The sequence below is a fragment of the Kistimonas scapharcae genome (genome assembly GCF_039540975.1).
GTDB lineage: Bacteria > Pseudomonadota > Gammaproteobacteria > Pseudomonadales > Endozoicomonadaceae > Kistimonas > Kistimonas scapharcae.
In genome coordinates, this window is record NZ_BAABFL010000112.1 from 36054 (window position 1) to 61640 (window position 25587).

Below are 25587 nucleotides of genomic sequence, written 5' to 3' on the forward strand. Positions count from 1 at the left end.
GGCCTTTTTTTCAACTATCGATTACATCGCATTGCGATAGATAGCCACGATCTCTTCGTGAGTCGCCTGTTTGGGATTGGTCAGACCACAGGCATCCTTCAGCGCATTCTCTGCGAGCAGATCCAGATCTTCCTCTTTCACATTCAGCTCACGCAGGCCTGCAGGGATACCGACAGACGCTGACAGTTCACGGATCGCCTCCAGCGCTTTTTCAGCAGCCTGAGGCGCTTCCATACCCTCAACATCTTTACCCATGGCACGCGCCACATCAGCCAGACGACCCGGGCTAACCTGCGCATTGTACTGCTGAACGTGAGGCAGCAGGACAGCGTTGCACACACCGTGAGGCAGATCGTAGAAACCACCCAGCTGGTGCGCCATTGCATGAACGTAACCCAGGCTGGCATTGTTGAATGCCATACCGGCCAACAGCTGCGCGTACGCCATCTGATCACGGGCTTCCATGTCTTCACCATTGTCGACCGCACGACGCAGGTAAGAAGCAATCAGTTTGATAGCTTTCAGCGCACAGCAGTCAGTGACAGGCGTAGCAATCGTAGAGACATACGCTTCTACCGCATGGGTCAGGGCATCCATACCAGTCGCAGCAGTCAGGGAAGCCGGCATACCCTTCATCAGAGCCGGATCATTGACGGACATGATCGGCGTGGTGTTCTTGTCAACGATTGCCATTTTCACGTGACGCTTCACGTCAGTGATAATGCAGAAACGGGTAATTTCTGAGGCAGTACCTGCAGTCGTATTAATCGCAACCAGCGGCAGCTGAGGCTTGCCGGAAACATCGACGCCTTCGTAATCCTTGATTTCACCACCATTGGTTGCAACGAGCGCAACACCTTTGGCGCAATCGTGGGGAGAACCACCACCGAGAGAAATGACGAAGTCACAGTCATTTTCCTGCAGCAGTGCAAGACCATCAAGTACGTTTTCGCAGGTCGGGTTAGGCTGAGTGCCATCATAAATAACGCTGGCAATCCCTTTTTCACCCAGCTGCTCAACCACATCGCCGACCAGACCAATATCGTTCAGCACTTTGTCTGTCACAACCAGCGCTTTCTTAAGGCCAAATCCAACAATATCGTTGATCGCTTCAGCCAGACATCCTTCCCCCATGTGGTTGATGGTCGGCATGAAAAACTTGAAGGCACTCATGGTTAACACTCCATATCAGCATTACAGCTAAGCCTGTCGCCCTATGCGCGACAGCACCCAAAACGTATGCGTACCAAGTTACCACCAGCCACCCACACTCATATTGACTTAACGCAAGACGCAACCCGTGACACAAGCACCATTGCATTGATCTTTGACAGTAAAAATGCCCAGTGTTCAAAGCTGTTTTACCTACAACCAGCCGCAAACAAGAAGAACCAAACCCAAACAAGGCAACGGATCCAGACACAACATCTGTTCGTCCATCCCCATCCAGAGAAAGTGCTATGTTTTAACCGCCCTATTCTTCCGACCTGATAGCGGAGCTGCCATGAAAGCACTGGTATTTGATGGTATTGAACGTATTGCTCACAACCACCGTTGCCGATCCTGAGATCTGCCACCCGCTAGACGCCATCGTTAAGGTAAAACTCTGCGCCATTTGCGGATCTGACCTGCATGTTTATCACGGCAGAGAATCCGGATTGGACCATGGCACAGTGATGGGGCATGAATTTATGGGGGAAATCGTCGAACTGGGTAAAGACGTCAACAACCTATCCATCGGCGATCGTGTCGTCAGCGCGTTCTCCACCAGCTGCGGGCATTGCTATTTCTGCCGGAAAGGATTGACCAGCCGATGCCAGGCAAGCCAGGTATTTGGCTGGGTTCAACATGGACAGGGGCTACAGGGCGCACAAGCTGAGTATGTACGGGTTCCCAATGCTCAGCACACATTAATGAAACCCTCACCGGCACTGTCAGATGAGCAAAGCCTGATGCTGGGAGACATCTTGTCCACCGGTTACCACGCCGCCAAATCCGCCGCCATTAAACCAGGTGGGATCTGCGCCATTGTCGGCTGCGGCCCGGTCGGCATGATGGCAGCAGTGGGCGCTCTTGAACAAGGCGCCGAAAGCGTTTTTATTATTGACCGTATTCCCGAGCGATTGGCCATCGCTGAACGTTTTGGCGCCACGCCAATTAACTTTGACACCACCGACGCCATACAGGTCATTAATGACTCAACAGATGGCCGCGGCGCAGATGCTGTGATCGAAATGGTTGGCAGCCCCCAGGCCAGCTCACTAGCCTTCGACCTGGTTCGACCAGGCGGAATCATTTCCATCGCGGGCGTTCATAATGAACCGCATTTCACCATCAGCCCAACTCAAGCCTACGATAAAAATTTGACGATTGTTTCGGGACGATGCCCCGCGCGTGCCTATATGGAAACATTGAAAGACGTTGCCAAGTCCGGTCGCTACGATTTATCCGCCATCATTTCTCATCGCATTACGCTGCAAGAAGGCTGCGAGGGTTATGATATGTTCGAGAATCGCCGGGATAACTGCACGAAAGTGGTACTGTCTATTTAATGGTCATCCACCGGTGGCTAAGCCACACTAAAAACATTCAAAAACAAAATAATGCCCCATAAAAAAACCCCCGAAATCCGGGGGTTTCAGCATCTATTTTTAACGTTCAATACGCCAGGTTGTACCTTCACGACTGTCTTCCAGAATCACGCCTTTCGACGCGAGTTCGTCACGAATCCGGTCAGCCTCGGCGAAATCTCGATTTTTCTTGGCAGCAACACGCTGATCAATCATGGATTGAATCCAGGCTTCATCAACATCAGCCCCAGACTTCAGGAACGCTTCCGGCTCTCCCTGAAGAATCCCAAGAATACCACCCAGCTTGCGCAGCAGTGCCGCCAGAGGCAGCGCCTTACTGACATCTTCACTGCGTACCCGGTTCAGTTCACGCACCAGTTCAAACAGTACAGCCAGTGCTTCAGGTGTATTGAAGTCGTCATCCATCACGGCAAAGAAGCGCTGCTCAAACGGATGATTTTCTGGCACTTCAACACCGGAGAGATCCAAATCCTTCAGCGCAGTATAAAGACGCTCAAGGCGGATACCCGCTTCTTTCAGACTATCTTCGGAGTAGTTCATCGGGCTGCGATACTGACTGGAGATCAGGAAGTAGCGCACCAGCTCCTGATTGTACTTTTCCAGCACCTCGCGAATGGTGAAGAAGTTGCCAAGGCTCTTGGACATCTTCACATTATCAACGCGAATAGCACCGGAATGCATCCAGGTATTCACGAATGTAACGCCATTGGCCGCTTCACTCTGGGCAATCTCATTTTCATGGTGAGGGAACTTGAGGTCGGAACCACCACCATGAATATCAAAGGTTTCGCCCAGGCAGCACTTACCCATCACCGAGCATTCGATATGCCACCCTGGACGCCCCTTACCCCAAGGGGAATCCCAGGATGGCTCTTCAGGCTTAGCGCCTTTCCAGAGCACAAAATCCAACGGATCTTCTTTCTGTTCATCCACCTCGATGCGGGCACCTGATTCCAGCTCCTCTAACACCTTGCCGGACAGCTTGCCGTAGCCCTCAAACTTACGCACGCGGTAATAAACGTCACCATTACCCGGCGCATAGGCAAAGCCCTTTTCAATCAGGCCTTCGATCATGGTGATCATGCCGTCAACATGCGCGGTTGCACGGGGCTCCTCATCCGGATCCAGGTTACCCAGCTGACGGAAATCCTCACGCATGGCGGCAATCATCCGGTCAGTCAGCACATCAATAGACTCACCGTTTTCCAGGGCACGGCGAATGATCTTGTCATCCACATCGGTGATGTTGCGCACATAGGTCAGGTTATAACCACGGGCACGCAGGTAGCGGGCCACCACATCAAACGCCGTCACAGTCCGTGCATGACCGATATGGCAGAAGTCATAAACCGTCATGCCGCAGACATACATCCGGACATTGTTGCCATCCAGCGGGGTAAAGGGCTCTTTCTTTCGGGTCAGTGTGTTATAAATCTGAAGCACGGTGTCGTCCTGTTTACTGTCTTTTTACCCAAACGTGATGGGCCGGCCTTCCCACTGCAGAAAAACCGGCACAGGGGATCATTATTTACCCTGGGTATCCTTGAGGCCGATGGTCAGGTTGAAAACGGGGTTTTCAGCCGTGTGATCCAAACGATCCGCCACGAAGTACCCTTCCCGCTCAAACTGGAAGCCCTGCTCCGGCTTTGCATCAGCAAGCCCCGGCTCAATCCAGGCCTGCATCACCGCCAGTGATTCAGGATTTACATGCTTCATGAAATCTTCTTCACCACGATCAGGCGCTTCGTGGGTAAACAGACGGTCGTAGATACGCAGTTCTGCCTGACGCCCTTGCGTCGCCGAAACCCAGTGAATCACACCACGGGGACGAATATTCTCCGGCGGATTCTCCCCGACAGTGCCCGGCACCAGCGTAGCACGGACTTCAACGATCTTGCCGTCATCATCCTTGACCACTTCGTCAGCCCGAATGACATAGGCGCTGCGCAGACGAACCCACTCACCCAGCACCAGACGTTTGAATTTCTTACGGGACAGAGTGGTGTCTTCGGTGAAATCTGACCGGTCGATGTAAATCTCGCGGGTAAATGGCAGAACACGCTCACCCAGCTCAGGACGGTTAGGGTGTGCCGCCGCAGTCATTTCCTGAACCTCGCCTTCCGGCAGATTGGTAATGACGACTTTCAGCGGATCCAGTACAGCCATGGCCCGGGCCGCATTTTCGTTCAGGTCATCACGGATCGCATGCTCCAGCATGGCTACATCCACGATACCGTCGGAACGGGTCACACCGATCATGTCGCAGAATTTGCGAATGGCGGATGGTGTATAGCCACGGCGACGCATGCCAGAGATCGTTGGCATCCGCGGATCATCCCAACCGGATACAACCCCTTCATCCACCAGCTTCTTCAGCTTACGCTTACTGGTTACGGTGTAGTTCAGGTTGAGACGCGCAAACTCATACTGGCGCGGCTTATGGGGAACCGGCAGGTTTTCAATGAACCAATCGTACAGAGGCCGGTGATCCTGAAATTCCAGCGTGCAGATGGAATGAGTAATCCCTTCAATGGCATCTTCCTGGCCATGGGCAAAGTCATAGCTCGGGTAGATGCACCACTTATCACCGGTCTGGTGATGGGACTGCTTGCGAATCCGGTACAGGATCGGGTCGCGCAGGTTCATGTTGGAGCTGGCCATATCAATCTTGGCCCGCAGCACCTTGGCGCCTTCATCAAATTCGCCGGCGCGCATGCGCTCAAAAAGATCCAGGTTCTCTTCAGCACTGCGCGTACGGTAAGGGCTATCCTTACCCGGCTTGGTGGCCCAGCCCCGGTATTCACTGGCTTCTTCCGGTGACAGGTCACAGACGTAAGCCTTGCCTTCTCGAATCAGGTGCAATGCCCACTCGTAGAAAGTATCAAAGTAATCGGAGGCATAACGCACCTCGCCCGCCCACTGGAAGCCCAGCCAGCGTACGTCTTCCTTGATCGCATCGACGTATACCTGTTCTTCCTTTTCCGGATTGGTATCGTCAAAGCGCAGGTTACATTGCCCCTGGTATTTTTCAGCCAGTCCGAAGTTCAGACAGATGGACTTGGCGTGCCCCACATGCAGAAAGCCGTTAGGCTCCGGTGGGAAACGGGTACAGATGGAAGCGAACTTGCCGTCGGCCAGATCTTTATCAATGATCTGCTCAAGAAAATGGCTGGGTTTGTCTGTGGTACTCATCGTATGCCGGTGAAACTCAGAAAATAAACGGTTGATAGACAGTAATCTGAAGAAACGCGAAATCAGCGTCGGATACGCTTACTGCCCGGCACTCTGTTCAATCTTGTTGCCCAGGGCCTGAATATCCTTGCCAAGGCCTTCCATGGTATTACAGCCGCCAGTCACCAGAATCATAACTGCCAGCAATGCAGTGGTAACCAGACCCGGTATCCTGCGTGTCATAGTAAATCCTTAGTGGGAATGCGCCTCTGCCGGAAATCAGCAGGGTGGGAAATGCCAATTGTCAATTAGACGCAGAGATTACCACTATCACTATAACAGTTAAATCCCCCGCCTTCGCCGGAATCACGGGCAAACCCGCGTTATTTTATCGGACAATACCGACAGCAAAGCCAACAAGGCATTGGTCTTGGAGAAATCTGAAGCTATCATATGGCCAATCTGCGCCCTCAATGGATAGCAGCAACCATCCAGACCACAACTCGCTTCAGCGATTGTTTTCACAAACTGAAGCTGCGGTCTGCCAGTAGTAACAGCATCTAAGGCACGTATATGGTAATTCTTCACACCAATTTCGGTGACATCAAACTGGAGCTGGATGCCGAGAAGGCGCCCAAGACTGTCGCAAACTTTCTGGAGTATGTGAAAAAGGGCCACTACAACAACACCATTTTTCACCGTGTCATCAACGGATTCATGGTTCAGGGCGGCGGTTTTGAGCCTGAGATGAAGGAAAAAGACACGGCCAATCCCATTGAAAACGAAGCCAATAATGGCCTGAAGAACGTTACCGGCAGCATTGCCATGGCCCGTACCATGGATCCCCACTCCGCCACGGCCCAGTTCTTCATCAATGTTGCCGACAACGACTTCCTCAACCACACCAGCAAAGACGCCCAGGGCTGGGGTTACGCCGTATTCGGCAAAGTCGTTGATGGCATGGATGTGGTCGAAAAGATCAAGTCTGTCCAGACCGGCAATGCTGGCTTCCACCAGGACGTCCCCGTGGAAGATGTCATCATCGAATCCGCCGAAGTGGTGGAGCCTGCGGTCGTTGCCTAGTCTCTTTATCTCAGACCTTCACCTGATGCCCGAGCGACCCGATGTCGCCCGGGCATTCCATGGTTTCCTGCAAGGCAAGGCGCTTGAGGCAGAATCACTCTACATCCTGGGTGATTTCTTTGAATACTGGATTGGCGATGACGCGATGGACAGTTTTCATCTTGAGATTGCCGAAGCCCTGCTCCGCTACACGTCAACAGGTCGGCATGTTTTCTTCATGCCCGGCAACCGGGACTTCCTGGTTGGCAAGGCTTTCTGCCGCAAAACCGGTGCCACCTGGCTGGATGATCCTACCTTGGTCACACTGGATGAAACGCCGATTCTGCTGATGCATGGTGATAGCCTCTGCACCCTGGATACCGGCTACCTCCGGTTTCGAAGAATCGTTCGCAACCCATTGATTCAATGGCTATTCAATCATCTACCATTACGAGCGCGAAAACGTATCGCGGAAAAGCTTCGTACCAAAAGTCGCGATGCCGGTTCCGCAAAACCTCTGACTATCATGGATGTGACACCTGAAGCCGTTTCGGACATCATGCAGGCACATCAAACGCTAACGCTGGTGCACGGCCATACGCACCGTCCTGCAACACACGCCGTACAACTGGACGACATCCCCGCCCAACGCATTGTTCTGGGAGACTGGGACAAAGATGGCTGGTACCTGGAATTCAACAAAGGCCATTTTAACCTGGCACATTTTCCGATCCCGAGCCTCTGAAACAGGTCGGGATCAGAAGAACGAGACTAAACCGTCTCAACAGTTTGGGCATCAACAATCTCTTCAGTCGTTTTCACGGGTACACCACTATGAAAACGAAACTCTGTGTCTGCCCGTAAAATCGCTTCACACTCAATCTCTGCAAAATCCGCAACGCGCGATGTAATCGACCCTTCTGACACATTCATAGCCAATACCAAGTAATCCTGGAAATGTCTCGCCTCAGACTTGAGCAGCGAGCGATAAAACTTGGCCAGCTCATCATCCAAATAAGGCGCGAGCTTGCTAAAGCGCTCGCAGGATCGCGCCTCAATAAATGCACCAACAATCAGCGTATCAATCAAACGCAGCGGCTCCTGCTTTCTGACATGATCGCGCAACGTCGTTGCATAACGGGAGGCCGAGACATACCGGTACTCAACGCCCCGCTGCTGCATAATGGCAAAGACCTGTTCAAAGTGGCGAAGCTCTTCTCTGGCCAGCCGGGACATTTTGTTCTGAAGATCGGTATGTTCGACATAACGGAACATCAGGTTGAGCGCAGTTGCTGCAGCCTTCTTTTCACAGTTGGCATGATCGATCAATAGGACATCCTGATTTTCCAATGCCGCTTGAATCCAGGCATCCGGTGTTTCGCACAGTAAGAACTCATTCAACTCTGGCAACACACCCATTTTTTCTCACTCCTCCCAGTCAGGTTGGGGTCATTATAAAAACACCTGAAACAAAACCAAGTGCCGAACAAAAAAGGTCTACGCTTCAACGGGATAGCAACGTTTCCTTAAACCAATCATCAGGAGGCAGTCAATCATGCCGCTGAATCGCATACTCCTGTTCTGTTGCCTTTTCTTCTCGACACCCACACTCCTCTCTGCCTCCAACGCATTCCGACATAGCGCTCAACCGTTGTCAGTTCATCACTATAACGATCTGGAAACATTACTACTCAGTGGCCAACCGGTAAGGGCGCTAATCAATTACCAGTTTTGTAAATGTGACGATGACGCCAATACAGAAGAAGACGCAAGTGACACTCTTGAGGAACAATCGAACCATCATCGATTTATCGCTTCCGTTGACTGGCGAACCTTCTGGCTAATGCCTCCAGATCATACTGATTCCAACACGAATTGCCTGGTCACCTTCAAACATAACTTCATGAACACAGCGGACCTGAACTATCTGTTTGACAACGACACCACACTTGATCCTGCCCATGAACACACCTGGGTTAAAATGACCGTCAACTATGCCGTGTGCAGCGATACGCCCGAGCAACTGAACTTTCATATGAGCAAACGCATAGTGGCAGCCAGCAACCCTCAGGAAAATGGCATGCTCTACCCACAGGAAACCTATAAATCACGGGTTTACGGCCGCTGTCCTCTCAGCGCCATCCGCTTCTACAGGCATTGAGCAAAACAGGCAAGTACGCCACGATTTGAACGAGCGTTTGAAATTAGAGACCAGCATTGACATAGATCAATCGCAGCGTATTTTACCTCGGCTATGATCTGATCAAACCTTGGTCAAATGACATTGGATAGGGAGGTATTCGGGCATGCGTGCTCTCAAGAAGATGCTGGTGATCGTCGACACCAGGCAGGACAAACATCTCGCACTGGCCAGAGCCCGGTTACTGGCAAAGGCCACTGGCGCCACCATTCATGCCCTGGCACCCAACCCTCGCGCCAATGAGGCCTCCCTCAAAGTCCTGGAAACCCTGATCAAACCACTGCAGGATGAAGGTCTTGACGTAATTCCCCACGAGCAGTGGCACAACAATGCCGTGGAAACCATCATTCATGTCCGCCAGGCAGAGGGCTGCGATCTGGTCGTCAAACAGGCAAAGCGGGCTGACAACGTTGCAAAGGTCATCAGCACCCCTGAGGACTGGTCCCTGCTGCGTAAATGCCGGGTGCCCGTGTTAATGGTCAAGCATACGGATCCCTGGACCAACGGCAAGATTCTCGCCGCCATTGATGCCAACCCCAATGACAGCGAGCATCAGGTATTGAATGAAGTGATTCTGGAATATGCGGCTGCTATCGCTGGCGTCGCCGATGCCGAATGTCATATTGCCTCTGCGCACCCTGCCCCCATGCTGTCCTCTGCAGATCCAGACAAACAGACCCAGGAAGGTATGCGCTTCAGCTACCAGGCCGGCTGCAAACCCTTTGCCGACCGTTATGAAATTCCTGCTGAAGACATCCATGTCGAGGAAGGTCCGGCAGAAACCCTGATCCCTGCCATTGCCAAGCGGATTGATGCTGACCTTGTAGTTATGGGTACTGTCGCCCGCACCGGCATCAAAGGCGCCCTGATGGGAAATACGGCCGAATTACTGCTGGGCGCCATCGAGTGTGACGTGCTGACCCTGAAACCCCGTGACATCATGGAGCCACTGGAACAAACGCTCTACCGCTTCTAAAGACGACAACAGCAAAAAAGCCGGTCACCAAACCGGCTTTTTTGTTCCCAGACCAAGGCACTATTCACTAACAAAATACCGGCTATTTCGGTATTTCCTTAACTTGCCCGAGGCCTTCAAGTATACTTTTCGGCGCCAGAAAAATTCTATAAACCCAGACGATGGCCCTGCCAGAGGCTGGTTTTGCCACGGGATTCCCTGACGTATCAGCGCCTTTCCGGTACGTTTCGCCATAAAAAAACCGGCAAGCCCTGAAACTGTCCAGCCTGAACCCCGTATGACAAGCCCGCCCAAACCTTCCGTGGCAGGTGAAGTGATGAGGAAATCAAACGTGTTAGAAGCATATCGCGCCCACGTCGCAGAACGTGCTGCAGAAGGTGTACCACCTAAACCTCTGAGTGCCGAGCAGGTCACCGGTCTGGTAGAGCTGCTAAAGAATCCACCCGCCGGAGAAGAAGACTTCCTGCTGGATCTGCTTGAAAACCGTATTCCCCCCGGTGTTGATGAAGCCGCTTACGTGAAAGCCGGCTTTCTGTCCGCCGTGGCGAAAGGCGAGTCCGAATCCTCCCTGCTGACCAAAGAGAAAGCCGTCCAACTGCTGGGCATGATGCTGGGCGGCTATAACATTGAGACACTGGTCAGCCTACTGGATGACGCAGCCCTCGGCGCTCTGACCGCTGAACAGCTGAAAAAGACCCTGCTGGTCTTTGACGCCTTCCACGACGTGGAAGAAAAAGCCAAGGCCGGCAACGACAACGCCAAAGCCGTCCTGCAATCCTGGGCTGACGCGGAGTGGTTCACCCAGCGCAACAAGGTACAGGAAAGCATCAAGGTTGCGGTTTTCAAAGTCACCGGCGAAACCAACACCGACGACCTGTCCCCTGCCCCTGACGCCTGGTCACGTCCCGATATCCCGCTTCACGCCCGTGCTGCCTACAAAATGCCTCGCGATGGTCTGACGCCGGAAGAACCCGGTGTGACCGGCCCCATGAGCCAGATTGAAGCCATCAAGGCACAGGGCATACCGGTAGCCTTCGTCGGTGATGTCGTGGGTACCGGCTCCTCCCGTAAATCTGCCACCAACTCGGTACTCTGGTTCTTTGGCGATGATATACCGGGCGTGCCTAACAAGCGGTCAGGCGGCATCTGCATAGGCAGCAAAGTAGCGCCCATCTTCTTCAACACCATGGAAGATGCCGGTGCACTGGTATTTGAAGCCCCGGTCGATCAGCTCAACATGGGTGACGTTATTGAGATCCGTCCTTACGACGGCAAGATTCTGTCTGAATCCGGCGATGTGCTCTCTGAGTTCACCTTCAAGTCAGACGTCATTCTGGATGAAGTCCAGGCCGGCGGCCGTATCAACCTGATCATCGGCCGCGGACTGACCGACAAAGCCCGTGAAGCACTGGGCCTGGAACACTCCACTGTCTTCCGCCGCCCAGCTGATGCAGTAGCCAGCAACAAAGGTTACACGCTGGCACAGAAGATGGTCGGCAAGGCCTGTGGCGTCGACGGCGTACGCCCCGGCCAGTACTGCGAACCGAAGATGACCACTGTCGGCTCCCAGGACACCACCGGCCCCATGACCCGTGATGAGCTGAAAGACCTGGCCTGCCTGGGCTTCTCATCCGACCTGGTCATGCAGTCTTTCTGCCATACTGCAGCCTACCCCAAGCCGGTTGATGTTGAGATGCAGCATACCCTGCCCGATTTCATCATGAACCGCGGCGGTGTTGCATTGCGCCCTGGTGACGGCATCATCCACAGCTGGCTGAACCGGATGCTGATGCCCGACACCGTCGGTACCGGTGGCGACTCACACACCCGTTTCCCACTGGGTATTTCTTTCCCTGCCGGTTCCGGTCTGGTCGCCTTTGCCGCTGCAACCGGCGTTATGCCGCTGGACATGCCAGAATCCGTACTGGTTCGTTTCAAGGGTGAAATGCAACCTGGCATTACCCTGCGCGACCTGGTTCACGCCATTCCGCTGTACGCCATCAAGCAGGGTCTGTTGACTGTCGAGAAGAAAGGCAAGAAGAATATCTTCTCTGGCCGCATTCTTGAGATTGAAGGCCTGGAAACCCTGACCGCTGAGCAGGCGTTTGAGCTTTCCGATGCTTCTGCCGAGCGCTCTGCGGCCGGCTGTACTATCACACTCTCGGAAGAATCCGTCGGCGAGTACCTGAAGTCCAACATCACCATGCTGCGCTGGATGATCAGTGAAGGTTACGGTGACGCCCGTACCCTGGAGCGTCGTGCGAAGAAGATGGAAGAGTGGCTGGCCAACCCGCAACTGATGCGTGCGGATGTTGACGCTGAATATGCCGCTGTCATTGATATCGACCTCGCTGACATCAAGGAGCCCATCCTCTGCGCCCCGAACGATCCCGATGATGCCCGTACCCTCTCCGATGTCGCCGGCGACAAGATCGACGAGGTCTTCCTCGGTTCCTGCATGACCAATATCGGTCACTTCCGTGCAGCCGGTAAACTGCTGGAACAGAACAGCGATCCGCTTCAGACCCGCTTCTGGATGTCGCCGCCCACCAAGATGGACAAGAGCCAGCTGGAGCAGGAAGGCTATTACGACATCTACGACAAAGCCGGCGTCAGAACCGAGATTCCGGGCTGCTCGCTGTGCATGGGTAACCAGGCTCGCGTAGAACCCGGCGCGACCGTGCTCTCTACTTCAACCCGTAACTTCCCGAACCGTCTGGGTGACGGCGCCAACGTCTACCTGTGTTCAGCAGAACTGGCGGCGGTTGGTGCGATACTCGGCAAGATTCCATCCGCTGAGGAATACATGGCGTATGCCAAAAACATCAACGCCATGGCGGGTGATATCTATCGCTACCTGAACTTTGACCAGATCCAGACCTACCAGGAAGCGGCGGATAACATTATCGCCAAAGCCGGTTAACCTAAGCCGGAAACGGGATCAGAGCTTCTGATCCCGTTTTTTTTTCGCCCAGAAACCCAATAAGAAACAGGAATGACCATGGCAGGTAATCGACTCAGCCGTATTGTCGCCAAGACGCAGAAAGCCCCGCCTTTCATGCAATCCTGGTTATTGACGAAAGTGTTTGGCACCGCCATCAAGTTTGCCGGAACGGCCAAAGTAGATATTCATCATCTCAGCCACCAGGAAAGCCGGCTGACCATCAAAAACCGCAAGCGGGTGCAGAACCACATTGGTAGCGTCCATGCCTGCGCCATGGCGCTGCTGGCGGAATCCGCCACGGGCTATATTGTGGGAATGAATGTACCGGATGACCGGGTGCCGGTAATCAAGAGCATGCATATTGATTATGTAAAGCGAGCGACTGGCGATCTCCACGCGGTAGCCCACCTTACTGATGCGCAAATTCAACAGATTCAGACCACCGAAAAAGGTGAAGTCACCGTCGCTGTCACGATAACCGATGAAAAAGGCGTTGAGCCTATCAAGGCCGAAATGATTTGGGCCTGGACTCCAAAGCGTCGCTAAAGCACGTCATATCTGCCAGGTGTCCTCAGAGGCGACAATGACGGACACCTTGCAAATCAAGCCTCCCTAAAACCCACCACTTTTAGACATTTGACTGACATTCACCACCCAACTTGACACTTTCCTGAACCCTATTATCTGAGGATTAACCAGAGACATTCAGGAACATTAAAATGCNATGATGAAAGCTGCCAGTCAACAAACCATAGCCTCTGTGTCAGGCAGTATGAAAAACCTGAATGTCGCACAAGAAACGGCTACCGGAAACACACAAAGTCCAAGGTATACTCCAGATAGAGACCCGTTAGCCTTCAATCCATTACTCCGAGAAAAAAGAAGACAAATTCTGCCATTACCAAAAAGGCACTCTATTCATTCAGTCTTTGCAGGCATAACCACCCAACGCGATTTAAACAGAATGGTATCCCAGTGCTTTGCACTTGGCTGTGACAAGTATTATCAACGCTGCTCGCTACTGGAGGAATTAATCGAATCACCGAGCCCCGTAGATGACCTGTTTATGTCAACACTTAACTCTGGCCCCATGTATTCAACAGATTGTTGCCGGTTTGTACAGACCTATGTCAATAAATTCAGTAAACATTTACTGATGAAAGATACGGTGTTGAGTGATTTGGAAAAGATAGTAAAAGAAAGTTGTCCACCTATGGACATCTATGAACAAATACCATTCATGGATAGAGTGGGTAAGTCACACTACATTGTCGCAGAAGGGGTTAAAGCGACAGACGCATTATCAGCCTTAAAAAACAACTTCAGCATCATCGACTGTAATATGGCTTACGAAATTGCTTATTACGAGGTAATTTTGGCCTTGATTGGTGAAGACAACTTCAACAAAACCTTTGACAGAAGCTCGAACACACCTTTGACCATTCATATTCATGGTAATTCAGAAACTTCGTTAAAAAATTTCATTTCTATACAAGAGCCACCGCTAAATAGTGATCCAAGCCAACAGCATCTTCCTCCAGAAAACCTTCAAAAAGGCAAGGTCTATTACTTCAAAAACCATAAAGACTATCTTGATAAACACCCTAAAGGAGCCGCGCAGGGATTTAATGTCATGCTCGTTAAAAAACGTCACAACACCCCTTACTTTACAGCATTTGGCTTTCCCGGATGCGGGTTCACGCCGAAGGAAATCAGTGATGAACTACTCGATTTATTCAATCGCTCCGCTTTTGATGATTACCAAAAAGAGTCGCTATATGACAATCTTACCCCATCGGATAAAGAGGCGTTTGATAGACTCAAAGAAAAAACCATCACATTAGAAGAGCTACATGCCAATAAGGGAGGGTGGATTAGGGCACGAGGAGATTACCTTGATATCAATAAGATAAAAGCCAAGTTTACCTATCTTGCACCAATTCAATATCGTGCCAGGCACTGCCTGCAACCAATAGCCGGTCCATTGACAGGGGCGTTTCTGGCCTTGCTGATAGGGGCAATCATCTGCGTCGCCTTTTCAGTACAATTTGAAGCATCGAAACAAGATGGCGACGACAAATTTTCTCCACAAGCAACCCTATTGGTCATTGCTGCATTTATTGGTGGCATGACAGGTTTTTATTGTCAACACTGCCAATGCAGCCAGCGCCTTGCCCGACGCCTGATCTCAGGCTGCAGAAGGCCGTCTCCTCCTGAGACGAGTGATTCAATAACTCCTTCATCATTGTCGTTAGAAAGCCTTGAGACCGCCGTATAAGAGACATGATAAGGAGAATAAAAAACATCAGCCATACAGCAAGAACGAACATTATCAAGCAGGCATTCTCGCTATATTCTGACATTGACATGTATAGCTATTTTTTAGCATTGGTTGCAGTGTTTCACTGATCGTCCTGATCCCACCTGCAGCCATCATCAACGGTAGTTCTGTCCTACTTGCCTGAGGATGATTGTATGGATCATAGAGGGCCTCTATATCAACAGCGCCAATTCTGAGCCTATATATTTGATCAGCCCTGAAATCGTTCGTCTCAAGCACTCAGAATGAGTATCCGGTCCGACAGGACAACACCGGCGGCCGTCCCATGCATTAGAACCACTCCCCTGAATAGCGTTTTTAATCCTGCTTCATCACACTCTGATGTATCTCTGCTGCCGAAGGGAATAACTGACATTCACCACCCAACTTGACACTTTCCTGAACCCTATTATCTGAGGATTAACCAGAGACATTCAGGAACATTAAAATGCTGCCATTTCAATGCCAACTTGAGAGCCTGAACCACCTTGGTCTTGTTGCAGGAATGTGCCAGGAACTAAAGATAGCTGAATACATTGATGCGCGTATAACCAATGATGCTGATGCACGTAATGTCACCATTGGACAGGCTGTGGTCGCAATGATCATCAATGGTCTCGGTTTCACAGGGCAAACGTTGTATTTATTCCCTGAATTTTTTGAGGACAAGCCAATTAATCGTCTCATTGGGGAGGGTATTCAGGCAGGACACTTAAACGACAAGGTTCTTGGACGAGCCCTCGACAGCCTGTACGACGCCGGTGTCAGTGATTTGTACCTGAACCTTGCCGTTAAGGTCGTTAACCATCTGAAGCTGCCCTGCAAGGCATTAAACCTGGATGGCACCAGCTTGCATGTGGATGGTGACTATAACAGCAATGCAGACCCTGATGACTTGAACTGCATCCATATCTGCCGCGGTTACAGCCGTGATCACCGGCCTGACCTGAATCAGGTTGTCTTGCAGTTAATGACCGAAAATGAGGCTGGCATTCCTGTGTTTATGGCACCGGCCAGTGGCAATGTGAACGACAATACATGTTTTCAGGAAATCATTAAAAATCATCTGTCGTGTTTTAAGGCGGCTTTGAATAATCGCTACCTGGTCGCTGATGCAGCAATGTACGTTGCCGAAACATTACAGTCGCTTGATGAGCAAAAGCAGCTGTTTATCTCCCGGGTACCCCTGAATATCAAGGAAGCAAAGGCGCTGGTCGGCAAGGTTTCTACCATGTCACTGGAGTCTGTTAAAGGCTATGAGCAATATTATTCTGCGGAAGTGACCTCCTGCTATGGAGAGGTTCAACAGCGATGGTTCTTGTTTCTCAATGAAAAGCGCAGACTCAGTGAACAGAAAACGCTGACCAGAACAATGCAGAAAAAGTCACTGAAGGAGGCTAGAAACCTGGAAAAGCTGGGTAAAAAGGCTTTTCTGTGCCGTGACGATGCATTGAAGGCTTTTGCCCTGTGGCAGAAACAATCAGTGCTCTGCCTGAGTGAAACGGAACCTGAGATTATCTGCAAACCCTGCTATTCGGGCAAAGGGCGTCCCTCGTCAGAGAGTAAACCTGATCACTTCGAATACTATGTACAGGGCACATGTTTTGTTCCCTGCGAGACAAGGGAGAATGCGCAGGCCTCACTGGGTTGCTTTATTCTGGGTACCAATGATTTGGATCAGGATAGTCTGAATGCCGCTGAACTGTTGTCTATCTACAAGTCGCAACAGCAGGTTGAAGGCGGCTTTAGATTCCTGAAAAGTCCGGATTTTCTGGTCTCTTCACTCTATCTGGAGAAAGCGGAACGCATTGAAGCCCTGTTAATGGTGATGACGCTGTGCCTGATGGTCTATGCTGCTATCCAGCACAGAATCAGGCATGAGCTAAAAAAACAAAGTCGGTTCTTTCCCGACCAGAAGAAAAAGCCGTACCAGAACCCCACTGCGCGATGGGTGTTCTTCTGCTTTCAGGGAATAAATGTATTAACAGTCAATAATCAAGAGCAACATGTGGTCGGTTTACGGGAAAGGCAGTTGACGATCATCCAAATTTTGGGTGTTTCTTACATTTCGTTATATTCCTGAGAGAGGTGGTGAAAGGCAGGAATAAAGCTGGATTCAAGCAATAAGTGCAACAGACCTCCCTGTATAGACCTCGATTGGCGTCAGTCCGCCAAGAACCTTGCGAGGGATACTGTTTATCTGTAATTCCATTGCTTCAATCTCCTCATCAGTGATTTGACCAAATGTCATCTTTTTCGGCCACTGCCGACAGATAATCCCATTGGTGTTCTCATTGGTTCCCCTTTGGTAACTCGCGTAGGGTTTCGCAAAGTAGATGTCGACATTAATGGCCTCTGATACCAGTGCATGCATGGCAAACTCTCCACCGTTATCCAACGTGATAGTCTTTGCACAATTTGCCCGTTTCAGCATTTCAATCATCTTGTTGGCAACGGTTTCAGAGTTCTTGCTATCGACCTTGCCGATCAGTGTGAGACGGCTTTTACGGTCAACAAGGGTAACCAGATGGGCATCTTGCCCATAAACCGTATCACCTTCCCAGTCACCCGGCCGTGTACGCTGTTCGACGATATCAGGTCGTTCAGAGATATCCTTTCTATCCGGTATTCATGAGCGACCAGCCTTTCGCTTACCGCCTTTCCAGCCCGCTTTGCCAAACCTGGGCAGATCCTGATACAACGTACCGCCGTTGGCTTTATCCTTGTCAATCAGGTGATAAATCGTCGTATGGCTGATCATTTTGTCGGGTAGTTCTATTTTCATACGGGCACTGATGCACTCTGGTGACCAGCCAAGCGACACCCCCTTCGCAACGACCTGTTTATGCTGCGTATTCTGGCACAACTTGAACACCGATTCTGGTAACTCTTGAACACCCATTCTGGTAAGTCTTGAACACTGATTCTGNATTTGATAGTGCTGCCTTTAATTGTTTAATGCTATCTAACGGGGTCTCTGCGCCTTCACCATACTGACAACGTGCATAATATTTGGTAAATGTAACCGCAACTTCTGCCAACTCAGGCGCACTTTCAGCTATTCGCTGACCATAGGCAACCGGACCTTCACCGGGGTATCGCTCAAAGCCTTTTTTGGCCATTTTCCGGCAAAAGCGATCGTATAATTTTTCCAGCGCAGTCCGTTTTATCCTGCCAGGCCACAATAAAACTGCGCTCATCACCATTAAAAACAGGACTGTGGCACTGCCCAAGACAATTGCCAGCGTCTGGTACATGTCACGATCACCAAACAGACGCCGGAACAGTGCCTCCTGACTGTTGTGGTGGTAACCCAGCACCCTGCGCTGCCACTGGTATTCCAGTTTTTCCCAAGACAACCGCATTTTGTTCAGCAGATCGACATGCCGGAACCGAACCGGTGAGAAAGGACGCTCACTCAAAAAGCTACCTTCCCCGGCAACCGCTTCTTCCAGCCCTTCACGGACACGCTCCGGCGAAACAGCCGCGGTAGGATCAACCCTCACCCAGCCGCTTTCCGGCACCCATATTTCGGCCCAGGCATGTGCATCAAACTGTCGGACCTGGATAACACGATCATCCGGTTTGTACTCTCCTCCCTGATACCCGGCAACCACCCGGGCAGGGATACCGGCAGCCCGCATAACAAACACAAACGCTCCGGCATAATGGCTGCAAAAGCCCTGTCGGGTAGAAAAGAGAAATTCATCGATGGTATTCGCGCCCAGTAAAGGCGGCCTTAACGTGTAATAAAACGGCTGGGTTCGAAACTGTTGCAGTAACGCGTTGGTGATCTTGACCGGGTCGCCATCAAATTGCTTTGATAACTTCTGACCGTAAGCGCGCGCTTCTCGATCACCATCATAAGGTAAACGCAGATTGAGTTCGGCCATCCATGACGGCAAATCTCGCTCATCTGCTTGCCTCGTATAGGACTCCAACTGATAGGCCATCCTGAAATCAACCGGATTACGGGGTATAAGTCGGTAGTCGCGGGTCACGCCGGCATCGACTATCGGTTCCCAAGCTGGCCCCAGAGAGAACAGCCAGGACTGACCGGTGGGCTCCAGGATAATGTCGTAACGGTATTCCGGATCAGCATCCTCATCTACCGTGTACCAGGAGGGTGTCGGATACCATCGAACCAGCCCATCCTCGGTAATATATTGCCTGACAGACAATGTATCATGATCTTCCTGAGACCAGGTTCGACCATCAAAATGACTCATCACGATGCCACGCCAGTAACGTTCTTCCGGCGGTGGCACCTTGCCATCAAAGGTGGCCCGAAATGCCAGTTTGTCCGACTGACTCAACCGCGCAATATCCCCCGGACTCATGGAATCGCTGACACCCGTGGTCGCATCCCGTTCAGGCATCGGCACAGACCACAACGGTGGAATGCGGGGAACCACCAGAAAGAGAATCAACATCATGGGCAAAGCCTGTGCCGACAGTATGGCACCTCGCCGAAAGACAAACCCCAGCCCCTTTCTACCACTCTGGTAATGCAACGCAGCCATTGCGGATACAACCACCACCAAAACAACGAGCAAATAACCCGCCATCAAAATACTCTGGGAAAAGAGCAAGCCGGTGACCACAATGAAAAAGCTCAGCAGCATGATAATCCAGGTATCACGCACCGTTTTTAATTCGAGCAATTTCATGGAACAGGCTGCCACCAGCACAGAGGCGCCGGCCGCCAAGCCAACCAAGGTTTTAAATTTGATGTAAATACTGATGGAACAGAAGACGACCAGCAGCACCTTTAACCACGTAGACGCCTCACCACATTGCCCCTGAAGCTGCCGATAACGCCAGAAAACACAGAAGATGACCGTACCGATAACGGCAAAAGGCAGCACGGAAAACAAGGGCGCGCTGACCAGCAGTAGCGTTGTCACCAGCCAAATCGTTGAAGATCGTGCTATCCGTTGTGACATCCAGTTTTACCTATTTCCAAAGCCTGTTCTCTTATTATTCGCCTACAACTGCTTTGTTCAGTGCCTGATGGGATCACAACAGAACCCCATTTTTTGCACTACTTTTTCTCTATCCCATCAATCACTCGCCCTATGAAGGACATCGCGTTGTCACAGTTTTTATCGACATCCTGGTGGTCGCAGGTAGAGCAAACCATTGCAGACGCTGGCAGCCTGAAAATTCCCACAGCCATACGCGCTATCTGCCTGAATATCACCGTCGTCACACCTGAAGGCCAGACGCTTCCCCTGGCAATGAAAAATGGGTTATTTGTAGCCAGGCACCAATCTGACGCCACTGCCCACATCACCCTGCCGCTTGATGTAGCCCGCAGTATCTTTATCGAAAACGATACGGCCGCCGGATTCAAAGCCTTCTTCAAGGGGCAATTGAAAGCCTCCGGAGACTTACGATGCCTGTTTGCGCTTCATACCGCACAACCAACCCCAACCCAGCGCCACCTGCAGCAAACCATTGCCGCATTTACGGATTAGCATCATCTTTCCCAAAAAGTGCCAATGCAGTAAGACAATCTTGCACATGCGCTTCCCCTTGAGCAGGTTCAATCACATGATCCGGCAGCCAAAGCCCAAATTGAGCCTGCTGATCCACATAATGCAAGACCAGGCCACAAAGTATTGAAAGCTTTTCTTCAGTCTCATATCCAGAAACCGTGCGGAAATCGAGCCAGAAGCGCTCATCGGCATAATCATGAAACTGCTTGGTCAGCAGCTCACCGGTTCGCGAAAAGGATTTCCAGCTGACATGCGCTAACGGATCGGTCGGTACGGTTTCGCGCAAACCGGCAAAATCCTCATTACCATCGGGTCTCACGACGCCGTCCCCCTGCCCTGTCAGCGCCAGGGACTCAATATCAAGATCAGACTGATCCGGTGCAGGATAAACCAGTGTTTCCAGTTGCAGATCCACCCAACTCCACGCATGAAAAAGACCCAGCGGGAACTCGGTAGATACTCTCAACCTGCCGGGCCGGAGCCAGCCTCGCTGGCTGGTCGGGTGCCAGACCATCACTTCGTCACTCTCCTGCCCGGGTTCTGCCGTGGTCAGTTGCCCCTGCCATCCCAACTGAATCCCATGTTGAGAACGCCCTTGAGCCGCTCGAACAGTCACGGTAAACCCGGCATCCTGACCAGCATGTACCGACTCAGCGCCATGCCCTGACACCGTCAAGCCTGCCAGATTCTTCCAAGTATGCAGCATGGTAACCAGGAACAGCCCCACCATGAAAAAACTCACCACATAGGAAAGACTGTTCTGGTAATTAATGGCCGCGAGAAACACAAGCAATGCCACCAGAAGAAAGCCATACCCCACTCTCGAAGGCACAATGAAAATACTTTTCTGATTCAGCGTGACGTGGTTTGCTGGCGGAATGCGCCGGGTCAACCAGCGATCAAATCGTTTATGCCAGGCCGCCCCGATCATCACGACTGACCCGACACATTAACTTCTGACAGTAACTCATTGGTTCCATATGCATTTTTCCTGGCAATGACCCGATGGCGACAGACGGGCTGGAACACAACCTGTAAATCTTCCGGTATCACATAATCACGTCCTTCCATAAGCGCCCAGGCCTTGGCCGCCGACAGAAGACCTAATGCACCTCGAGGCGAAAGACCGCAAACAAATCGATTTCCGTCTCGCGTGCCGGCTACCAACTTCTGGAGGTAATCAAGCAGCGACTCACTGACATGGATACTGTCGGCTTGTGCCTGCAAATCGATCAGGGTTTCCGCCGTCATGACCTGCCTCAGAGTATGCAGTTGTACCCGACCCGATTTCCCCTGAAACAGAACCCGCTCAGATTTAGCACTGGGATAACCTAGCGTAATCCGCATCAGGAAACGGTCCAGCTGGGATTCCGGTAAGGGAAATGTACCGCGCTGGGATGCAGGGTTTTGCGTTGCAATGACAAAGAAAGGCCTAGGCAGAGAACGGGTTTCCCCCTCCACTGTCACTTGCCCTTCTTCCATGGCTTCCAGCAGTGCACTTTGCGTCTTCGGTGTAGCTCGATTGATTTCGTCGGCAAGAATCACACTGGAAAAAACGGGTCCTGGGTGAAAGACAAACGCAGAACTACCCTGATCAAAAACAGAAACACCCAGAATGTCAGCGGGAAGAAGATCACTGGTGAACTGAATGCGCTGATATCCTAAGCCCAACACCTGAGCCAAGGCATGAGACAAGGTGGTCTTCCCCATCCCCGGCAGATCTTCAATCAACAAGTGGCCTCGGCTCAGGAGCGTACACAGTGCCAGTCTGACCTGCTGCTCCTTGCCAACAACAACCCGCCCCAACTCTTCAACGGTCTCATGAATAATGCTCATACAGTCCAATTGCACTTTATTATGGTCATTGATTCTAAGCGTAGCGCTTAAACGGCAGACTAGAGGCTACTGAATAGCCAATTCCATGATACTCAGTGGCACTTTCTGCAGATTCATCCCCTCAAACGTTCTAGCCCAAGAGAGAGGTCTTTCATAAGATCTTCCACTGACTCCAGTCCTACGGCGACACGAATCAGGTTTTCACTGATGCCGGCACGACGCTTGTCTTCGTCACTCAGCCGACAATGGGTTGTGGTTGCCGGGTGGGTTATCGTCGTCTTTGCATCGCCCAGATTGGCGGTTCTTGAGATGATTTGGACATTATCAATGACTTGCCAGGCTGCTTCTCGACCACCCTCCACTTCAAAGGCCAGAACACCGCCAAAGCCGGACTGTTGTTTTTGCGCCAACGTATGTCCAGGATGCTCTGGCAATCCGCAATAATGGACTTTCTTCACACCGGCCTGGAACTGAAGCCACTCGGCGAGCAGTCCGGCATTGCGACAGTGTGCATCCATACGCAACTTGAGCGTTTCCAGACCTTTGAGGAAAATCCAAGCATTAAAAGGGCTCAGCGTGGCGCCCGCAGCCCGTTGCCAGATATTCACCTCGTCGACAACACTGGCAGCACCGACAACGACTCCGCCCAGGCAACGCCCCTGTCCATCAATATATTTGGTGGCTGAATGGATCACGATGTCAGCTCCCAGCGATAAGGGGCGCTGTAAAGCTGGCGTACAGAAACAATTATCTACCGCTAGCAATGCTCCCTGTTCACGTGCCAGCCGGCCAATGGCTTCGAGATCAGCCACTTCACCCAACGGATTGGAGGGCGTTTCCAGGAACAGCAGTCGGGTTTCCGGACGAATTGCGTCCTGCCACTGGTCAAGATCGACCAGATCCACAAACGTTGTGCTGACACCAAACCGATCCATGTACTTGGCAAATAAGGTTACGGTAGTACCAAAAACACTGCGCGAACACACCACATGATCACCCGCCTTCAGCACCGCCATGCAGACGCCCAGAATGGCTGCCATGCCCGACGCCGTGGCGCAGGCACGCTCGCCGCCTTCCAGGGCTGCCATCCGTTCTTCGAACATGCGTACCGTGGGATTGGTATAACGGGAATAGACATTACCCGGTTCATCGCCAGCAAAGACCGCCTGGGCCTGGGCTGCAGATTCATAGGTAAAACTGGAACTGAGAAACAGTGCCTCACTGTGCTCACGCTCTGCGGAACGGGTAATGCCCGCACGGACCGCCAGTGTTTCAAAATCGGCGTCTGCCAGTTCGTTGCCGACCCATGCGCTATCGTTTTTATCGTTCATAATGATCCTGATACTGCGTGTCGGATAGAGATCGTTTGCCGCCCCTCAAGCCGGGCAGAATGCCCGGCCTCCTCCTGTTCGGCAAACGTTATGCGTCAGGCGGATTCGTTATGCATATCGATGACCGCATTCTCCCGCGCCTCGCGCTCAAGTTTGGCGCTGTCACTCCGCTGCATGGCCAGCTGATTCAGATAAACCTCATCAATGTGACCGGTGAGGTATTTACCATCAAAGACCGAGCAGTCAAAGGCGGCCAGATCGGGGTTACCTGCGCGAACTGCCTCAATCAGATCATTGAGCTCCTGATAAATCAACCAGTCAGCACCAATCTGCTGGCAAACCTCGTCATCAGTCTGACCATGGGCAATCAGTTCGCTGGCGGTCGGCATGTCGATCCCGTAGACATTGGGAAAACGTACGGCCGGCGCCGCTGAGCAGAAATAGACTTTCTTCGCACCCGCATCGCGGGCCATCTCAATAATCTGTTTACAGGTTGTGCCTCGCACAATCGAGTCGTCGACCAGCAGGACATTCTTGCCCTTGAATTCCAGGTCAATGGCATTGAGCTTCTGGCGTACGGACTTCTTGCGCTGAGTCTGACCCGGCATGATGAAAGTTCGGCCAATATAGCGATTCTTCACGAAACCTTCGCGATAGCTGACACCCAGGCGCGTAGCCAGCTCCAGGGCTGCGGTTCGGCTGGTATCAGGGATGGGCATGACCACATCGATGTCGTGATCAGAGCGCTCTTCCAGAATCTTGTCCGCCAACTTCTGTCCCATGCGAATACGGGATTTATAGACAGACACTTTATCCAGAATCGAATCCGGACGCGCGAAATAGACGTACTCGAAAATACACGGTGTGCAGCTGGCTTCTGAAGCACACTGACGGGTATGCAACTGGCGATTATGGTCAATATAGACCGCTTCACCAGGACGAACATCCCGCACCAGCTTGAAGCCCAGCACATCCAGCGCCACGGACTCCGAGGCAATCATGTACTCCTTACCATCAGCCGTATCCCGCTCACCAAATACCAGCGGACGAATGCCATTGGGGTCGCGGAAACCGACCATACCGTAGCCATTGATCACGGCAACGACAGAATAGCCCCCTTCACAACGCCCATACACCCGTTCTACCGTAGTAAAGATGTCATCCGGCGTGGGTGACAACTTGCCCAACTGCTGAAGTTCATGAGCAAAAACATTCAGGAGGATTTCGGAGTCGGAGCTGGTGTTGATATGGCGGAGTTCAGTGCGGAAGAGGTGTTCCTTGATAGCATCGGCATTGGTGAGATTGCCGTTATGGGCCAGCGCAATACCATAAGGAGAGTTAACATAAAACGGCTGCGCTTCGGCCGAGCTGGACGAACCCGCTGTTGGATAACGCACATGGCCGATGCCGATGTTACCCTCCAGCAGCTTCATATGCCGGGTTCGAAAGACATCCTTGACCAGCCCGTTATCCTTGCGCATGAAAAACCGCCCTTCATGACAGGTCACGATGCCGGCAGCATCCTGCCCCCGGTGCTGAAGCACCGTCAGCGCATCAAACAACGCCTGATTGACATGGCTGGAGGCCGAGATTCCGACAATACCGCACATTCAGATTTCCTCATCACTTGCAAACAATGACTACCAAACCGTATG

Annotated in this window: 20 protein-coding genes and 1 pseudogene; 10 read left to right on the forward strand and 11 right to left on the reverse strand. The window is 51.8% G+C overall.

The features are described 5' to 3' along the window. Positions 1-21: 21 nt before the first annotated feature. Positions 22-1173, reverse strand: a complete 1152-nt coding sequence (gene yiaY, locus ABD892_RS06465) for an L-threonine dehydrogenase (protein WP_345194605.1) — start codon at positions 1171-1173, stop codon at positions 22-24. 350 nt (positions 1174-1523) lie between these two features. On the opposite strand from yiaY, the gene ABD892_RS06470 reads away from it, so the two are divergent. Then, positions 1524-2552, forward strand: coding sequence for an alcohol dehydrogenase catalytic domain-containing protein (locus ABD892_RS06470; protein ID WP_345194606.1), 1029 nt, complete (start codon positions 1524-1526; stop codon positions 2550-2552). A 99-nt stretch (positions 2553-2651) separates the two neighbouring features. Here ABD892_RS06470 and cysS read toward each other — a convergent pair whose 3' ends face one another. The 3 genes from cysS to ABD892_RS06485 all read right to left on the reverse strand — a co-directional run bounded on the left by cysS (position 2652) and on the right by ABD892_RS06485 (position 6005). Then, complete coding sequence (gene cysS / locus ABD892_RS06475; RefSeq protein WP_345194607.1) at positions 2652-4034, reverse strand: cysteine--tRNA ligase; 1383 nt, start codon at positions 4032-4034, stop codon at positions 2652-2654. Positions 4035-4115: 81 nt separating this feature from the next. Further along, entirely contained in the window at positions 4116-5783 is a 1668-nt protein-coding gene (locus ABD892_RS06480; protein WP_345194609.1) for a glutamine--tRNA ligase/YqeY domain fusion protein, read from the reverse strand. A 78-nt stretch (positions 5784-5861) separates the two neighbouring features. Next, positions 5862-6005: an entericidin A/B family lipoprotein gene (locus ABD892_RS06485; RefSeq protein WP_345194610.1), complete on the reverse strand. Its 144-nt coding sequence runs from the start codon at positions 6003-6005 to the stop codon at positions 5862-5864. 330 nt (positions 6006-6335) lie between these two features. Here ABD892_RS06485 and ABD892_RS06490 point away from each other — a divergent pair, with 330 nt between their 5' ends. Together ABD892_RS06490 and ABD892_RS06495 are read left to right on the forward strand one after the other, a co-directional pair. Beyond that, positions 6336-6845 (forward strand): peptidylprolyl isomerase, encoded by a 510-nt coding sequence (locus ABD892_RS06490; protein WP_345194611.1) that lies wholly within the window; start codon positions 6336-6338, stop codon positions 6843-6845. Beyond that, complete coding sequence (locus tag ABD892_RS06495) at positions 6796-7569, forward strand: UDP-2,3-diacylglucosamine diphosphatase (protein ID WP_345194612.1); 774 nt, start codon at positions 6796-6798, stop codon at positions 7567-7569. Before ABD892_RS06490 ends, ABD892_RS06495 begins: the two co-directional genes overlap by 50 nt. Before the next feature lie 26 nt (positions 7570-7595). Here the strand turns inward: ABD892_RS06495 and ABD892_RS06500 are convergent, their stop codons facing one another. Next, positions 7596-8243, reverse strand: coding sequence for a MiaE family protein (locus tag ABD892_RS06500; RefSeq protein ID WP_345194613.1), 648 nt, complete (start codon positions 8241-8243; stop codon positions 7596-7598). Between the two features lie 136 nt (positions 8244-8379). On the opposite strand from ABD892_RS06500, the gene ABD892_RS06505 reads away from it, so the two are divergent. The 6 genes from ABD892_RS06505 (at position 8380) to ABD892_RS06530 (ending at position 17347) form a co-directional block, all read left to right on the forward strand. After that, on the forward strand, positions 8380-8985 hold the full coding sequence (locus ABD892_RS06505; protein WP_345194614.1) for a hypothetical protein: 606 nt from the start codon (positions 8380-8382) through the stop codon (positions 8983-8985). A 145-nt stretch (positions 8986-9130) separates the two neighbouring features. Then, positions 9131-10000: a universal stress protein gene (locus ABD892_RS06510; protein WP_345194615.1), complete on the forward strand. Its 870-nt coding sequence runs from the start codon at positions 9131-9133 to the stop codon at positions 9998-10000. A gap of 331 nt (positions 10001-10331) precedes the next feature. Beyond that, positions 10332-12923 carry a bifunctional aconitate hydratase 2/2-methylisocitrate dehydratase gene (gene acnB, locus ABD892_RS06515; protein ID WP_345194616.1) on the forward strand — a complete coding sequence of 864 codons (2592 nt, stop codon included), beginning with the start codon at positions 10332-10334 and terminating at the stop codon, positions 12921-12923. 78 nt (positions 12924-13001) lie between these two features. Next, on the forward strand, positions 13002-13490 hold the full coding sequence (locus ABD892_RS06520) for a DUF4442 domain-containing protein (RefSeq protein ID WP_345194617.1): 489 nt from the start codon (positions 13002-13004) through the stop codon (positions 13488-13490). 178 nt (positions 13491-13668) lie between these two features. Then, on the forward strand, positions 13669-15222 hold the full coding sequence (locus tag ABD892_RS06525) for a hypothetical protein (protein WP_345194618.1): 1554 nt from the start codon (positions 13669-13671) through the stop codon (positions 15220-15222). 490 nt (positions 15223-15712) lie between these two features. Continuing rightward, positions 15713-17347, forward strand: coding sequence for an IS1634 family transposase (locus tag ABD892_RS06530; protein ID WP_345194619.1), 1635 nt, complete (start codon positions 15713-15715; stop codon positions 17345-17347). A gap of 33 nt (positions 17348-17380) precedes the next feature. Here the strand turns inward: ABD892_RS06530 and ABD892_RS06535 are convergent. Next, positions 17381-18121: pseudogene (locus ABD892_RS06535) on the reverse strand (IS30 family transposase); the annotation flags it as partial. Next, positions 18108-20210 (reverse strand): transglutaminase TgpA family protein, encoded by a 2103-nt coding sequence (locus ABD892_RS06545; protein WP_345194621.1) that lies wholly within the window; start codon positions 20208-20210, stop codon positions 18108-18110. The gene ABD892_RS06545 and the pseudogene ABD892_RS06535, both read right to left, overlap by 14 nt. A 147-nt stretch (positions 20211-20357) precedes the next feature. On the opposite strand from ABD892_RS06545, the gene ABD892_RS06550 reads away from it, so the two are divergent. Beyond that, positions 20358-20744 carry an SCP2 sterol-binding domain-containing protein gene (locus ABD892_RS06550; RefSeq protein ID WP_345194622.1) on the forward strand — a complete coding sequence of 129 codons (387 nt, stop codon included), beginning with the start codon at positions 20358-20360 and terminating at the stop codon, positions 20742-20744. On the opposite strand, the gene ABD892_RS06555 is transcribed toward ABD892_RS06550, so the two are convergent. The 4 genes from ABD892_RS06555 to purF all read right to left on the reverse strand — a co-directional run bounded on the left by ABD892_RS06555 (position 20734) and on the right by purF (position 25542). Continuing rightward, on the reverse strand, positions 20734-21696 hold the full coding sequence (locus ABD892_RS06555) for a DUF58 domain-containing protein (protein WP_345194623.1): 963 nt from the start codon (positions 21694-21696) through the stop codon (positions 20734-20736). The genes ABD892_RS06550 and ABD892_RS06555 overlap by 11 nt on opposite strands. Next, complete coding sequence (locus tag ABD892_RS06560) at positions 21696-22601, reverse strand: AAA family ATPase (RefSeq protein WP_345194624.1); 906 nt, start codon at positions 22599-22601, stop codon at positions 21696-21698. The genes ABD892_RS06555 and ABD892_RS06560 overlap by 1 nt, the downstream gene beginning before the upstream one ends. Before the next feature lie 113 nt (positions 22602-22714). Next, positions 22715-23932 (reverse strand): O-succinylhomoserine sulfhydrylase, encoded by a 1218-nt coding sequence (locus ABD892_RS06565; RefSeq protein ID WP_345194625.1) that lies wholly within the window; start codon positions 23930-23932, stop codon positions 22715-22717. A 95-nt stretch (positions 23933-24027) separates the two neighbouring features. Then, positions 24028-25542, reverse strand: a complete 1515-nt coding sequence (purF, locus tag ABD892_RS06570; protein WP_345194626.1) for an amidophosphoribosyltransferase — start codon at positions 25540-25542, stop codon at positions 24028-24030. Positions 25543-25587: the final 45 nt, after the last annotated feature.

What these genes read in the sequence shown, in the direction of transcription:
- yiaY (WP_345194605.1), bottom strand. Translation starts at nt 1,173, where the DNA reads ATGAGTGCCTTCAAGTTTTTCATGCCGACCATCAACCACATGGGGGAA.
- ABD892_RS06470 (WP_345194606.1), top strand. Translation starts at nt 1,524, where the DNA reads ATGGTATTGAACGTATTGCTCACAACCACCGTTGCCGATCCTGAGATC.
- ABD892_RS06510 (WP_345194615.1), top strand. Translation starts at nt 9,131, where the DNA reads ATGCGTGCTCTCAAGAAGATGCTGGTGATCGTCGACACCAGGCAGGAC.
- ABD892_RS06505 (WP_345194614.1), top strand. Translation starts at nt 8,380, where the DNA reads ATGCCGCTGAATCGCATACTCCTGTTCTGTTGCCTTTTCTTCTCGACA.
- ABD892_RS06490 (WP_345194611.1), top strand. Translation starts at nt 6,336, where the DNA reads ATGGTAATTCTTCACACCAATTTCGGTGACATCAAACTGGAGCTGGAT.
- ABD892_RS06525 (WP_345194618.1), top strand. Translation starts at nt 13,669, where the DNA reads ATGATGAAAGCTGCCAGTCAACAAACCATAGCCTCTGTGTCAGGCAGT.
- ABD892_RS06565 (WP_345194625.1), bottom strand. Translation starts at nt 23,932, where the DNA reads ATGAACGATAAAAACGATAGCGCATGGGTCGGCAACGAACTGGCAGAC.
- ABD892_RS06560 (WP_345194624.1), bottom strand. Translation starts at nt 22,601, where the DNA reads ATGAGCATTATTCATGAGACCGTTGAAGAGTTGGGGCGGGTTGTTGTT.
- ABD892_RS06530 (WP_345194619.1), top strand. Translation starts at nt 15,713, where the DNA reads ATGCTGCCATTTCAATGCCAACTTGAGAGCCTGAACCACCTTGGTCTT.
- ABD892_RS06520 (WP_345194617.1), top strand. Translation starts at nt 13,002, where the DNA reads ATGGCAGGTAATCGACTCAGCCGTATTGTCGCCAAGACGCAGAAAGCC.
- ABD892_RS06500 (WP_345194613.1), bottom strand. Translation starts at nt 8,243, where the DNA reads ATGGGTGTGTTGCCAGAGTTGAATGAGTTCTTACTGTGCGAAACACCG.
- purF (WP_345194626.1), bottom strand. Translation starts at nt 25,542, where the DNA reads ATGTGCGGTATTGTCGGAATCTCGGCCTCCAGCCATGTCAATCAGGCG.
- ABD892_RS06555 (WP_345194623.1), bottom strand. Translation starts at nt 21,696, where the DNA reads ATGATCGGGGCGGCCTGGCATAAACGATTTGATCGCTGGTTGACCCGG.
- ABD892_RS06485 (WP_345194610.1), bottom strand. Translation starts at nt 6,005, where the DNA reads ATGACACGCAGGATACCGGGTCTGGTTACCACTGCATTGCTGGCAGTT.
- ABD892_RS06495 (WP_345194612.1), top strand. Translation starts at nt 6,796, where the DNA reads ATGTCATCATCGAATCCGCCGAAGTGGTGGAGCCTGCGGTCGTTGCCT.
- ABD892_RS06480 (WP_345194609.1), bottom strand. Translation starts at nt 5,783, where the DNA reads ATGAGTACCACAGACAAACCCAGCCATTTTCTTGAGCAGATCATTGAT.